This is a genomic window from Wenxinia marina DSM 24838 (assembly GCF_000379485.1).
GTDB lineage: Bacteria > Pseudomonadota > Alphaproteobacteria > Rhodobacterales > Rhodobacteraceae > Wenxinia > Wenxinia marina.
The window spans coordinates 13,024-25,649 of the sequence record NZ_KB902310.1; the positions used below are offsets into that span (position 1 = coordinate 13,024).

Sequence of the window (12,626 nt, forward strand, 5' to 3'; positions counted from 1 at the left end):
CCTGAACGCGCCTGTTCCAGTGTCTTACGATTCGCCGGAGCCTCAAGGATTCCCGGCTGCGCCGGCGCCTTCGGCGTCCTTGACCCTCCGCCGAATCGCGGAAGGGGGCGCGTGATGGAAGCTGAGTACATCATCGTCGGCGCGGGCAGCGCGGGATGCGCGATGGCGTTCCGCCTGGCCGAGGCCGGGCGGTCGGTGATCGTGATCGAATACGGCGGCTCGGACGCGGGGCCGTTCATCGGCATGCCGGGCGCGCTGTCCTACCCGATGAACATGCCGCGCTACGACTGGGGCTTCAAGACCGAGCCGGAGCCGCACCTGGACGGGCGGCGGCTGGCGACGCCGCGGGGCAAGGTGATCGGCGGCTCGTCCTCGATCAACGGCATGGTCTATGTGCGCGGGCACCCGCGCGACTTCGACACCTGGGCGCAGTCCGGGGCGCGGGGCTGGTCCTTCGCGGACGTCGCACCCTACTTCCGCCGGATGGAGGACTGGCATGCCGGCGTGCATGGCGGCGACCCGGAGTGGCGGGGGCAGGGCGGGCCGCTGAAGGTGACGCGCGGGACGCGGACCAACCCGCTGACGCGGGCCTTCGTGCAGGCGGGGGTCGAGGCCGGCTACGGCGCGACCGCCGACTACAACGGCGAGCGGCAGGAAGGGTTCGGCGCCAAGGACGCCACCATCTGGCGCGGCCAGCGGCAGTCGGCGGCGGTGGCCTACCTGCGCCCGGCGCTGCGGTTAGGCAACGCGCGGCTGGTGCGGGCGCTCGCGCGGCGGGTCGTGTTCGAGGACGGACGGGCCTGCGGGGTCGAGATCGAGCGCGCGGGCCGGGTGGAGGTGATCCGCGCGGCGCGCGAGGTGATCGTCGCGGCCTCGGCTATCAATTCGCCCAAGCTGCTGATGCTGTCGGGCATCGGGCCGGCCGACGACCTGGCCGAGCACGGGATCGAGGTCCGCGCCGACCGTCCGGGCGTGGGCGCGAACCTGCAGGATCACCTCGAGATCTACGTCCAGTATTCCTGCCCCGAGCCGGTGAGCCTCTACCGCTACTGGAACCTCGCCGGGAAGGCGTGGGTCGGCGCGCGCTGGCTGCTGACGCGGACCGGCCCCGGCGCGTCGAACCAGTTCGAGAGCGCGGGCTTCATCCGCAGCGCGGCGGGGGTGGAGTATCCGGACATCCAGTTCCACTTCCTGCCCATCGCGGTCCGCTACGACGGCCGGGCGGCGGTGAAGGGGCACGGGTTCCAGATCCATGTGGGGCCGATGCGCTCGCCCAGCCGGGGGCGGGTCTGGCTGCGCTCGGCCGATCCGGCCGATCCGCCGCGCATCCTGTTCAACTACATGTCCGACCCGAAGGACTGGGCCGACTTCCGCACCGCGATCCGCCTGACGCGAGAGATCGTGGCGCAGCCGGCCTTCGACCGCTTCCGCGGGACCGAGTTGCTGCCGGGGGCGCACGTCCAGTCGGACGAGGAGCTGGACGCCGCCATCCGCGAGCATGTCGAAAGCGCGTACCATCCCTGCGGCACCTGCCGGATGGGATCGGCGGACGATCCGGGCGCGGTGGTGGATCCCGAATGCCGGGTGATCGGGGTGGAGGGGCTGCGCGTCGCCGACAGCTCGGTCTTCCCGCGGATCACCAACGGCAACCTCAACGCGCCGTCGATCATGGTGGGCGAGAAGGCGGCCGATCACATCCTCGGCCGGGCGGCGCTGCCGCGGGACGAGCGGGCGCCCTGGGAGGCGCCAAACTGGCGCACCGCGCAGCGGGTCGGCGACGGGGCGCGGATGGCGGACGCGGCGGAGTAGCGCGCGGCGGGCCGTCAGAGGCCCAGCCGCCGCTCGCGCCGGATCACCAGGAGGATGCAGATCGCCGCCCCGACCGAGGTCATCAGCATGATGATCTGCAGCGGGATCGTCCCCGTCTGCTCGGTCAGCAGCGCGCCGGCGAGGGCCGACAGGACCGCGCCGCCGCCGATCATGATCGCGCCGCCGAGGCCCGAGGCGGTGCCGGCGAGCTCGGGCCGGACCGACAGCGAGCCGGCGGTGGCGTTCGGCAGCATCAGCCCGTTGCCGAGGCCGAGGAAGGTGCAGAAGCCGAAGAAGGCGATCGGATGGTCGACCCCCGCCAGCGTCACCACCAGCGAGACCGCCATCCCGGCCGCGGCCGTCAGCGTGCCGGCCAGCGCCATGCGGTTGATCCCGACCGAGGTGGAATAGCGTCCCGACAGCCCGTTCCCCAGCGCGTAGCCGACGGCGGGAGAGCCGAGCGCGATCCCGGTCCAGAGCGGCGACAGGCCGTAGACCTTGTCCGAGACGAACGAGGCCCCGCCGAGCAGGGCGAAGAAGGCCCCCGACCCCAGCGCGGCGCAGCCGGCGTAGCCCCAGAAGCGGGGCGAGGACAGAAGTTCGGGGTAGGTGCGCAGCTGGCGGGCGAAGCTGACCCCCTCGCCTGAGACGGTTTCGCCGAGGTCGACCCAGCACAGCGCCATGACGGCGAGGCCGGCGAAGACGAGGAACGCGAACGAGGCCTGCCAGCCGAACGCCTGGTCGAGGATGCCGCCCGCCATCGGCCCCACCATCGGGACGAGGGCGATGCCCATCGTGACCCAGCCCAGCATCGACGCGCTCTCGGCCGGGGGGAAGATGTCGCGCACGATCGCCCGGGACAGGACCATCCCGCTCGCCACCACCGCCTGCAGCATCCGGAAGGCGAGGAAGATGCCGACGGTGGGCGCGAAGAGACAGCCGATCGAGGCGAGGGTGAAGATCGCGAGGCCGGCCATCACGACGGGGCGGCGGCCGTAGCGGTCGGACAGCGGCCCGACGCCGACCTGCAGGATCGCCGTCGCGGCGAGGTAGGCCGACACGGCCAGCTGCATCACGCCGTAATCGGCGTCGTAGTACAGCGCCATGTTGTTCAGCGACGGCAGGAAGATCGACATGTTCAGCGCCGAGACCCCGGCCAGCAGGATCAGCGTCGACACGTGCGGCGGGGTGTTCCGGTCGAGGAACCGGACATTAGGTGCTGTTGTCATGTATCGGGACCTACGCCCGCCCCGGGGCGGTGTCCATCGCCCGCGTCACGCCCGGCCGGCGAAGACGAACGCCGCCCCCGCCGCGATTAGCAGGAAGCCGACGCCGTGCTGCCAGCGCAGCGGCTCTCCCAGCCAGGCCCAGGAGAATCCGGCGAAGATGACGAGGGTGATGACCTCCTGCATCGTCTTCAGCTCGGCCGCCGAGAACTGGCCGTGGCCGATCCGGTTCGCCGGGACCTGCAGGCAGTACTCGAAGAAGGCGATGCCCCAGCTGATCAGGATGACGAGGTAGAGGGGCGCGGCCTTGAACCTGAGGTGCCCGTACCAGGCGAAGGTCATGAAGAGGTTCGACTGGGCGAGAAGGCCGATCGTGGTGAGGGCGACGGGAAGGGCGGGCATGGGGCGGTCAGGCTCCTGAGGCGCCGGAGCGCCTCCGGCCGGCGGTCCCGGGGGCGGAGGCGCGGCTTGCGTCCGGCGCCGAAAGGGACGACGACCCGGCAAGTTAGCGCAACCGTCTTTGCCCGCCCCCGGCTTCGTGGCTATGGTCGGGCGGCGCGGGATCCGCGAGGGAGATAGCCGATGACCGACGTGCTGCAAGAGCTGGAGGAGCGCCGCGCCGCCGCGCGCGCCGGCGGCGGGGCGCGCCGGGTCGAGGCGCAGCACGGCAAGGGCAAGCTGACGGCGCGCGAGCGGATCGAGCTGCTGCTGGACGAGGACTCGTTCGAGGAGTTCGACATGTTCGTCCGCCACCGCGCGACCGACTTCGGCATGGCCGAGGATCGGCCCGCGGGCGACGGCGTGGTGACCGGCTGGGGCACGGTCAACGGGCGCATGGTCTATGTCTTCTCCCAGGACTTCACCGTGTTCGGCGGATCGCTGTCCGAGACCCACGCGCAGAAGATCTGCAAGATCATGGACATGGCGATGCAGAACGGGGCGCCTGTGATCGGGCTGAACGATTCCGGCGGCGCCCGCATCCAGGAGGGCGTGGCCAGCCTCGCCGGCTATGCCGAGGTGTTCCAGCGCAACATCATGGCGTCCGGCGTGGTGCCGCAGATCAGCGTCATCATGGGCCCCTGCGCGGGCGGCGCGGTCTATTCGCCGGCGATGACGGACTTCATCTTCATGGTGCGCGACACGTCCTACATGTTCGTCACCGGCCCCGACGTGGTGAAGACCGTCACCAACGAGGTCGTGACGGCCGAGGAGCTGGGCGGGGCCACGACGCACACCCGCCGCTCCTCCGTGGCCGACGGGGCGTTCGAGAACGACGTCGAGGCGCTGATCGAGGTGCGCCGCCTCGTCGACCTGCTGCCGGCGTCGAACCGGCAGCCGGCGCCGGTGCGGCCGTTCTTCGACGACGTGGACCGGATCGAGCCGTCGCTGGACACGCTGATCCCCGACAACGCCAACACGCCCTACGACATGAAGGAGCTGATCCTGAAGGTCGCGGACGAGGCGGACTTCTACGAGATCCAGGCCGATTTCGCGAAGAACATCGTCACCGGCTTCATCCGGCTGGAGGGGCAGACGGTCGGCGTGGTGGCGAACCAGCCGATGGTGCTCGCCGGCTGCCTCGACATCGATTCCAGCCGCAAGGCGGCGCGGTTCGTCCGGTTCTGCGACGCGTTCGAGATCCCGATCCTGACGCTGGTGGACGTGCCGGGCTTCCTGCCCGGGACGGGGCAGGAATATGGCGGCGTCATAAAGCACGGGGCCAAGCTGCTCTTCGCCTACGGCGAGGCGACGGTGCCGAAGGTGACGGTCATCACCCGCAAGGCCTATGGCGGCGCCTACGACGTCATGGCGTCCAAGCACCTGCGGGGCGACTTCAACTACGCCTGGCCGACGGCCGAGATCGCGGTGATGGGGGCCAAGGGAGCGACGGAGATCCTCTACCGCAGCGAACTGGGCGATCCCGAGAAGATCGCGGCCCGGACGCGCGACTACGAGGACCGGTTCGCCAACCCCTTCGTCGCGGCCGAGCGGGGGTTCATCGACGAGGTGATCCAGCCGCGGTCCACCCGGCGGCGGGTCTGCCGGGCGTTCGCCTCGCTGCGGGGCAAGAAGCTGCAGAACCCGTGGAAGAAGCACGACAACATTCCGCTTTGACGAGAGCGCCGGGGGCGCTGCCCCCGGACCCCCGGAGGTATTTTGAGCAAGATAGGAGCCATCATGGTCGTTCTGGGCCTCGCCGTCGCCCCCTTCGCCGCGGCGGCGCAGTCGCTGACGGGCTGGGAGCTCGCCGGGGTCGGCTGGGCTGGGCGGGGCGGAACGCTGGAGCTGGACCGTCCCGAACGGGGGGGGGAGCGGGTGGCGCGGTTCCTCTGGGCCGGCGAGGGGGCGGGGGATCTCACCACCTTCGACTTCGCCGGCGCCTGCGACCTCATCGCGGACCTGTTCGGGCGGATCGAGGCGGCCGGCGGGGCCGCGGCGCCGGAGAGGATCCGGATCGAGGCCGCCGCCAGCACCGGCGGGGTGATCCGCCTGTCGCGGTCCGTCCGGATGGACTTCGAGGTGGCCGGCGGCCGGTGCATCGCCGCCGGCGAGGGGGTGGAGCTGTGAGGGCGGCGCTGCTGGCGCTGGCGCTTGCGGCGACGGGGGCCGCGGCGCAGGAGGAGGCCCCCGCGCCCGAAGCACCCGCGCCCGAGGCGCCGGCCGCGCCCGTCTTCGAGGCGCCGTCGGGGCTGGTCCTGTCGCTGCAGGACGTGATCTGGGAGCAGGAGACGGGGATCGTCCGCATCCGCTTCGTCGCCGACGGGCTGGGCGGGGAGGAGGCGATGGCCTTCTCGGAGGTCGCGGGCGACTTCGCCTGGCTGTGCGAGACGCAAGGGGTGCCCGCGCTGGAGCGCAACGGCATCGAGGCGAGCGAGGTCATCATCTCGATCGCCGACCGGGCGGTGCCGTTCGGCACCATCGACGCCGACGCGGTGCAGTTCTTCGAGGGCTATTCGGTGACCGCGGACGGCACCTGCCAGTGGGAGCCGTTCTGATGGAGAAGCACCGCGGATTTCCCGGCCGTCTGCCGGGCACGGATTTCCAGTTCACCATCCGCCGCGCCAACGCCAAGGGCGCGACCCGGATCATCGCGCGCGAGCGGTACCGCGACCGGCGCCCGGCCGACCGCGCCGCCGACACCGCCTTCGTCGCGGCGCTGTGGGAGCAGTTCGGGGACGAGCCGTTCGTGCGCGGCAACCTCGATGCCGGGCGCCTGTCCTGGCTGTTCGGGCGCGAGGTTGTGCCGGCCGAGGACCCGTTCGATCCCGAATCCTACGATGCGCTCCTGCAGCTCGACGTGGCGCGGGCGCAGGCGGCCTTCCCCGAGGCGTTCGAGTGACGGGCACGTCGATGGGCGGGACTTCGCGCGGTGAAATACAATCTGGGCGGGAATCGGCCGACTCTGGCGGGTGCCGGAAAAAGGTCCGTTGCCGACTCGGAAATCTGTGGCAGCGTGGACGTGCGGCGAGGGGGTCCAGCAAGCCCCGGACCGCAGACTGTCAAGACCGTTACCCTTCCCCTAACGGGTGGCCCGTCTCCTCGCGAGGCGGGTCACCTGTTTCTTGGCACCGTGACATCCTCGCATCGGCGACGCATCGCCTGAGCCGGGTAAGGGAACCCGTACTGGCGCTCGGTGGTCATTGTATCGGACCCCTTGGCATGTCAGCACATGCACCATCTGGGGCAGGCACTACAGGAGACCTTTCATGCGCACCCTCAAGATTCTCAGCGTCCTCGTCCTCGCCGGCAGCGGCCTCACCGCCTGCGGCGCCACCGATGCCGAGCGCGGCGCGACCGGCGCCCTCATCGGCGGCGCGGCGGCTGCCGCGACCGGCGAGAACGTCGTCAACGGCGCCCTCATCGGCGGCGCGGCCGGCGCGATCTACTGCAACGTCACGCCGAACGTGCCGGAGTGCTACAACGGCTGACGCCGCTCTCCCGCGCCTGCGGGAGCGGACCCAACCTGCAAAGGCCGCCGGGCTGCGCCCCGGCGGCCTTTTTCGTGTCTCGGAAGGACCCCTCGTCAGATGTTCAAGAAGATCCTGATCGCCAACCGCGGCGAGATCGCCTGCCGGGTGATCAAGACGGCGCGCAAGATGGGCATCGCGACCGTGGCGGTCCATTCCGACGCCGACCGCCACGCCCTGCACGTCCGGATGGCGGACGAGGCGGTGCGGATCGGTCCGCCGCCGGCGAACCAGTCTTACATCGTGATCGACCGGATCATGGAGGCGATCCGCGCGACGGGGGCCGAGGCGGTCCATCCCGGCTACGGATTCCTGTCGGAGAACCCGAAGTTCGCCGAGGCGCTGGAGCGGGAGGGGGTCGCCTTCATCGGCCCGCCGGTGAGGGCGATCGAGGCGATGGGCGACAAGATCACGTCGAAGAAGATCGCCCAGGGTGCGGGCGTCTCGACGGTGCCCGGCTACATGGGCCTGATCGCCGATGCCGACGAGGCGGTGAAGATCAGCCGCGAGATCGGCTATCCGGTCATGATCAAGGCCAGCGCCGGCGGCGGCGGCAAGGGGATGCGGATCGCCTGGACGGACGAGGAGGCGCGCGAGGGCTTCCAGTCGTCGAAGAACGAGGCGGCGAGCAGCTTCGGCGACGACCGCATCTTCATCGAGAAGTTCGTGACGCAGCCGCGGCATATCGAGATCCAGGTCCTCGCCGACACCCACGGCAACGCGGTGTACCTGGGCGAGCGGGAATGCTCGATCCAGCGGCGGAACCAGAAGGTGGTGGAGGAGGCGCCGTCGCCGTTCCTGGACGAGGCGACGCGTGCCGCGATGGGCGAGCAGGCGGTCGCGCTGGCGCAGGCGGTGGGCTACGCCAGCGCCGGCACGGTGGAGTTCATCGTCGACGGCGACCGGAACTTCTACTTCCTGGAGATGAACACCCGTCTGCAGGTGGAGCATCCGGTGACCGAGCTGATCACCGGGATCGACCTGGTGGAGCAGATGATCCGCGTCGCGGCGGGCGAGCGGCTGCCCGTCTCGCAAGCGGACGTCACGCTCACCGGCTGGGCCATCGAGAATCGCCTCTATGCCGAGGACCCCTATCGCAACTTCCTGCCCTCCATCGGCCGGCTCACCCGCTACCGCCCGCCGGCGGAGAGGGCGGCGGGACCGCTCCTGTCGAACGGCAGCTGGCACGGCGACGCCGAGGCGGGGGAGACCGCAATCCGCAACGATACCGGCGTCTTCGAGGGCGGCGAGATATCCATGTTCTACGACCCGATGATCGCCAAGCTGTGCACCTGGGCGCCGACGCGCGAGGCCGCGATCGAGGCGATGCGCGGGGCGCTGGACGCGTTCGAGGTGGAGGGGATCGGGCACAACCTGCCGTTCCTGTCGGCGGTGATGGATCATCCGAAGTTCGTCGCAGGCGAGATGACGACCGCCTTCATCGCGGAGGAATGGCCCGAGGGCTTTGCCGGCGTGGACCTGGCCGAGGCCGAGCTTCGCCGGATCGCCGCCGCGGCGGCGGCGATGAACCGCGTGGCCGAGATCAGGCGCACCCGCATCTCGGGGCGGATGGGCAACCACGAGCGGCGGGTCGGCACCGACTGGGTGGTGAATGTGGGCGGGACCGAGCTCGCGCTGACGATTGCCGCCCGGCCGGGCGCGGCGAGCGTCACCTTCGCGGACGGCGAGACGACCGAGGTCACCGGCGACTGGCGGCCGGGCGAGCCGCTGGCGCGGCTGACGGTTGGCGGGCGGCCCCTGACGCTGAAGGTCGACAAGGCGACGGGCGGCTTCCGCCTGCGCACCCGCGGCGCGGACCTGCGGGTGCATGTCTACAGCCCGCGCCAGGCGGAGCTGGCGGCGCTGATGCCCGTGAAGCTGCCCCCCGACACGTCGAAGGTGCTGCTCTGCCCGATGCCGGGCCTCTTGGTGAAGATGAACGTCGAGGCGGGGCAGGAGGTGCAGGAGGGGCAGGCTCTGTGCACCGTCGAGGCGATGAAGATGGAGAACATCCTGCGCGCCGAGCGGCAGGCCGTGGTGGCCAGGGTCAACGCCGCGCCGGGCGACAGCCTCGCCGTGGACGAGGTGATCCTGGAGTTCGAATAGGGTGGACGGCGCCCGCGCATGGCTGGGGGAGATCGACCCCCGCATCTGGCAGGCTGTGATCGCCGGCCTGTTCCTCGCCATGGGCTGGATCGTCAACGGCTGGCAGAATCGTCGGGCAGCCGCCCGCGCCAAGGCCGAGCGTCTGCGCGACCTGCACCGCGCCATCTTCGCCGAGATCGAGACCAACCTCGCGAACCTGTGGGACGTCGACGCGCTGAATGCCTACGGCGCCGAGATGCGGGCGCGGATGGAGGCGGACGAGACCTTCGTGCCCTTCATCCCGCGCGAGCGGCACGACCGCCTGTTCGACACCATCGTCGCAGACCTCTCGGTGCTGCCGCGCGTGACCATCGACCCGATCGTGAAGTACTACGCGCAGGTCGGCTCCATCGCCGCGATCGCCGAGGACATGCGGGGCGAGGGGTTCCGTGCGCTGCCGCAGGCGCGGCGGATCCCGATGTACGAGGATTACATCCAGATGAAGGTGCAGGCGCTGGAATACGGGCGCGTGGCGAACCACCTGATCCGCGTCTTCGCCGCGGACGGCAAGGCGGCGGCCGAGGCCGAGGCGACCCGGCTCAGTAGCCCGAGCGCGGGCCGGTCCGTCCCATGACCGGCTGGGGCCGATACGGGATGTCCGGGGCGGGGGCTGGGCTCTTGGCGCTGCTCATGCGCCAAAGATACGTCCGAGGGACGTCGCGTTCAATGCCCGGTCAGCGGCCTTCGCGCAGTTCGCGCTGGCGCAGCGGCATCTTGTCGATGGCGCGGCCGATCTCGCGCACGTCCCACGGCTCCGGCTTGCGCTGGGCGACGCGGCCGTCCTCGGACATCACGACGAGCATGAAGCCCCGGGGGCGCAGCCGCGTCCGCGCGTCCGAACCGCCGCCCGGGTCGGTGTCGGCGACGATGACCACGTCGCGGTACACGAGGTCGTCCACCCGCTCGAGCAGGTACTCCATCTGCCGGATGTACCGCGGATCGTTCGGCGTATCGGCGAACACCACCACGGGGCGGGCGAGGAACAGGAAGTCGTCGAGCTCGATGTCGGCGGCGTCGAACACCTGCGCCGGATCGGCCTGCCAGCGCTCGACCGCCGTCAGTTCCTGCCCGACCGTCGCGGCGGGCGTCTCGGTCGAGGCGACCTCCTGCGCGGCGAGCGGCAGAGCGGAGAGGGAGAGGGCGAGGGACAGGGCGAGGCTCTTCATCTCCCCAGATATAGGGGCGGCGCGGGGACTTGCGAAGCCTCGGGGCGCCGGGCCGACGACAAGTTTACCCGGCGGTCGCGCCGGTCGACCGGCCGGATCCGGGCTGTCACCGGTGCGCAACCCGCTGGGACGCTGTAGAAGAGGGGCGCCCGCCGCCCGCAGGAGGACCCGATGACCGACACGCCCGACTGGGACGACCTCGCCCGCAAGGAGCTGAAGGGCCGCGACCCGGCAGAGCTGACGTGGGAGACGCTGGAGGGCATCGCCGTCAGGCCGCTCTACACGGCAGCGGACCTCGAGGGACTGTCGCACCTCGGCTCCATCCCCGGCGCCGCCCCCTACGTCCGCGGTCCTCGGGCGACGATGTATGCCGGCCGGCCCTGGACGATCCGGCAGTATGCCGGATTCTCCACCGCGGAGGAGAGCAACGCCTTCTACCGCCGCGCCCTCGCCGGCGGGCAGCAAGGGGTGTCGGTGGCCTTCGACCTCGCCACCCACCGCGGCTACGACAGCGATCATCCGCGGGTGGAGGGGGACGTCGGCAAGGCCGGCGTCGCCATCGACAGCGTCGAGGACATGAAGATCCTGTTCGACGGCATCCCGCTGGCCGACGTCAGCGTCTCGATGACGATGAACGGCGCGGTGATCCCGATCCTCGCGAGCTTCATCGTCGCGGGGGAGGAGCAGGGCGTGGACCGCGCCGCCCTGTCGGGGACGATCCAGAACGACATCCTCAAGGAGTTCATGGTGCGGAACACCTACGTGTACCCGCCCGAGCCCTCGATGCGGATCGTCGCCGACATCATCGAATACACGTCGGCCGAAATGCCGCGCTTCAACTCGATCTCGATCAGCGGCTACCACATGCAGGAGGCCGGCGCGAACCTGGTGCAGGAGCTGGCCTTCACCCTCGCCGACGGGCGCGAATACGTCCGCGCCGCCATCGCCCGCGGCATGGACGTGGACGCCTTCGCCGGGCGGCTGTCCTTCTTCTTCGCCATCGGCATGAACTTCTTCATGGAGGCGGCGAAGCTGCGGGCCGCGCGGCTGCTGTGGCACCGCATCATGTCGGAGTTCGGGGCCAAGAAGCCGCAGTCCCTGATGCTGCGCACCCATTGCCAGACCTCGGGCGTCTCCCTGCAGGAGCAGGACCCCTACAACAACGTCGTGCGCACCGCCTACGAGGCGCTGTCCGCGGTCCTCGGTGGCACCCAGTCGCTGCACACCAACGCGCTGGACGAGGCGATCGCCCTGCCGACCGACTTCTCGGCGCGGATCGCGCGGAACACCCAGCTGATTCTGCAGGAGGAGACCGGGATCACCCACGTCGTCGACCCGCTCGCCGGCTCCTACTACGTGGAGAGCCTGACGGCGGAGCTGGCGGACAAGGCGTGGGCGCTGATCGAGGAGGTGGAGGCGCTGGGCGGCATGACGAAGGCGGTTGCCTCCGGCATGCCGAAGCTTCGGATCGAGGAGACGGCGGCGCGGCGGCAGGCGCTGATCGACCGCGGCGAGGACGTGATCGTCGGCGTCAACAAGTACCGCAAGGACCGGGAGGACCCGATCGACATCCTCGACGTCGACAACGTGAAGGTCCGCGAGAACCAGGTCGCCCGGCTGGAACGGATACGGGCCGAGCGAGACCGGGCCGCCTGCGACGCCGCGCTCGCAGCGCTGGAAGAGGCGGCCCGGGGGGACGGCAACCTCCTCGCCGCCGCGGTGGAGGCGGCGCGGGCGCGGGCGACGGTCGGGGAGATCAGCCTAGCAATGGAGAAGGTGTTCGGCCGCCACCGGGCCGAGGTGAAGACGCTCGCCGGCGTCTACGGCGCGGCCTACGAGGGCGACGCGGACTTCGAGGCGATCCAGAGGGACGTCGAGGCCTTCGCCGAGGAAGAGGGGCGCCGGCCCCGCATGCTCGTCGTGAAGATGGGCCAGGACGGCCACGACCGCGGCGCCAAGGTGATCGCGACCGCCTTCGCCGATATCGGCTTCGACGTGGACGTGGGGCCGCTGTTCCAGACGCCCGAGGAGGCCGCGCAGGATGCCATCGACAACGACGTCCACGTGGTCGGCATCTCCTCGCAGGCCGCCGGGCACAAGACCCTCGCGCCGAAGCTGGTGAAGGCGCTGGAGGCGGCCGGAGCGGGCGAGATCCTCGTCATCTGCGGCGGCGTGATCCCGCAGCAGGACTACGCGTTCCTGAAGGAGGCCGGCGTGAAGGCGATCTTCGGCCCGGGGACGAACATCCCGAAGGCGGCGCAGGAGATCCTGGCGCTGATCCGGGCGCAGCGGGAGTAGCGGAGCGCCCCTCT

General features: G+C 70.7%; 12 protein-coding genes. 9 read left to right on the plus strand and 3 right to left on the minus strand.

Annotated elements, in window-relative coordinates:
• Positions 1-114: 114 nt before the first annotated feature.
• The gene (betA, locus tag A37W_RS22140; protein WP_018303810.1) at positions 115-1,809 is read left to right on the plus strand and encodes a choline dehydrogenase; all 1,695 of its coding nucleotides are present in this window, start codon (positions 115-117) and stop codon (positions 1,807-1,809) included.
• Between the two features lie 14 nt (positions 1,810-1,823).
• On the opposite strand, the gene A37W_RS0114780 is transcribed toward betA, so the two are convergent.
• Together A37W_RS0114780 and A37W_RS0114785 are read right to left on the minus strand one after the other, a co-directional pair.
• The gene (locus A37W_RS0114780) at positions 1,824-3,038 is read right to left on the minus strand and encodes a multidrug effflux MFS transporter (protein ID WP_026198519.1); all 1,215 of its coding nucleotides are present in this window, start codon (positions 3,036-3,038) and stop codon (positions 1,824-1,826) included.
• A 45-nt stretch (positions 3,039-3,083) separates the two neighbouring features.
• The gene (locus A37W_RS0114785; protein WP_018303812.1) at positions 3,084-3,437 is read right to left on the minus strand and encodes a DMT family protein; all 354 of its coding nucleotides are present in this window, start codon (positions 3,435-3,437) and stop codon (positions 3,084-3,086) included.
• Positions 3,438-3,617: 180 nt separating this feature from the next.
• Here A37W_RS0114785 and A37W_RS0114790 point away from each other — a divergent pair, with 180 nt between their 5' ends.
• The 7 genes from A37W_RS0114790 (at position 3,618) to A37W_RS22150 (ending at position 9,722) form a co-directional block, all read left to right on the plus strand.
• On the plus strand, positions 3,618-5,150 hold the full coding sequence (locus tag A37W_RS0114790) for an acyl-CoA carboxylase subunit beta (RefSeq protein WP_018303813.1): 1,533 nt from the start codon (positions 3,618-3,620) through the stop codon (positions 5,148-5,150).
• 63 nt (positions 5,151-5,213) lie between these two features.
• Positions 5,214-5,603, plus strand: coding sequence for a hypothetical protein (locus A37W_RS0114795; protein ID WP_018303814.1), 390 nt, complete (start codon positions 5,214-5,216; stop codon positions 5,601-5,603).
• A complete protein-coding gene (locus A37W_RS22145) occupies positions 5,600-6,031 on the plus strand; it encodes a DUF6497 family protein (protein ID WP_018303815.1) in 432 nt (143 codons plus the stop codon). Before A37W_RS0114795 ends, A37W_RS22145 begins: the two co-directional genes overlap by 4 nt.
• Entirely contained in the window at positions 6,031-6,375 is a 345-nt protein-coding gene (locus tag A37W_RS0114805; RefSeq protein WP_018303816.1) for a hypothetical protein, read from the plus strand. Before A37W_RS22145 ends, A37W_RS0114805 begins: the two co-directional genes overlap by 1 nt.
• A 367-nt stretch (positions 6,376-6,742) precedes the next feature.
• Positions 6,743-6,964 carry a hypothetical protein gene (locus A37W_RS0114810; protein WP_018303817.1) on the plus strand — a complete coding sequence of 74 codons (222 nt, stop codon included), beginning with the start codon at positions 6,743-6,745 and terminating at the stop codon, positions 6,962-6,964.
• 99 nt (positions 6,965-7,063) lie between these two features.
• The gene (locus A37W_RS0114815) at positions 7,064-9,109 is read left to right on the plus strand and encodes an acetyl-CoA carboxylase biotin carboxylase subunit (protein WP_018303818.1); all 2,046 of its coding nucleotides are present in this window, start codon (positions 7,064-7,066) and stop codon (positions 9,107-9,109) included.
• Between the two features lies 1 nt (position 9,110).
• Positions 9,111-9,722, plus strand: coding sequence for a hypothetical protein (locus tag A37W_RS22150; protein ID WP_018303819.1), 612 nt, complete (start codon positions 9,111-9,113; stop codon positions 9,720-9,722).
• Positions 9,723-9,822: 100 nt separating this feature from the next.
• Here A37W_RS22150 and A37W_RS0114825 read toward each other — a convergent pair whose 3' ends face one another.
• Entirely contained in the window at positions 9,823-10,314 is a 492-nt protein-coding gene (locus tag A37W_RS0114825) for a DUF4174 domain-containing protein (RefSeq protein ID WP_018303820.1), read from the minus strand.
• 171 nt (positions 10,315-10,485) lie between these two features.
• Here A37W_RS0114825 and scpA point away from each other — a divergent pair, with 171 nt between their 5' ends.
• Positions 10,486-12,612, plus strand: a complete 2,127-nt coding sequence (gene scpA, locus A37W_RS0114830) for a methylmalonyl-CoA mutase (protein ID WP_018303821.1) — start codon at positions 10,486-10,488, stop codon at positions 12,610-12,612.
• Positions 12,613-12,626 lie beyond the last annotated feature (14 nt).

Coding starts and splice junctions, on each gene's coding strand:
- betA (WP_018303810.1), top strand. CDS start 115: ATGGAAGCTGAGTACATCATCGTCGGCGCGGGCAGCGCGGGATGCGCG.
- scpA (WP_018303821.1), top strand. CDS start 10,486: ATGACCGACACGCCCGACTGGGACGACCTCGCCCGCAAGGAGCTGAAG.
- A37W_RS0114785 (WP_018303812.1), bottom strand. CDS start 3,437: ATGCCCGCCCTTCCCGTCGCCCTCACCACGATCGGCCTTCTCGCCCAG.
- A37W_RS0114805 (WP_018303816.1), top strand. CDS start 6,031: ATGGAGAAGCACCGCGGATTTCCCGGCCGTCTGCCGGGCACGGATTTC.
- A37W_RS0114795 (WP_018303814.1), top strand. CDS start 5,214: ATGGTCGTTCTGGGCCTCGCCGTCGCCCCCTTCGCCGCGGCGGCGCAG.
- A37W_RS0114815 (WP_018303818.1), top strand. CDS start 7,064: ATGTTCAAGAAGATCCTGATCGCCAACCGCGGCGAGATCGCCTGCCGG.
- A37W_RS0114810 (WP_018303817.1), top strand. CDS start 6,743: ATGCGCACCCTCAAGATTCTCAGCGTCCTCGTCCTCGCCGGCAGCGGC.
- A37W_RS0114790 (WP_018303813.1), top strand. CDS start 3,618: ATGACCGACGTGCTGCAAGAGCTGGAGGAGCGCCGCGCCGCCGCGCGC.
- A37W_RS0114780 (WP_026198519.1), bottom strand. CDS start 3,038: ATGACAACAGCACCTAATGTCCGGTTCCTCGACCGGAACACCCCGCCG.
- A37W_RS0114825 (WP_018303820.1), bottom strand. CDS start 10,314: ATGAAGAGCCTCGCCCTGTCCCTCGCCCTCTCCCTCTCCGCTCTGCCG.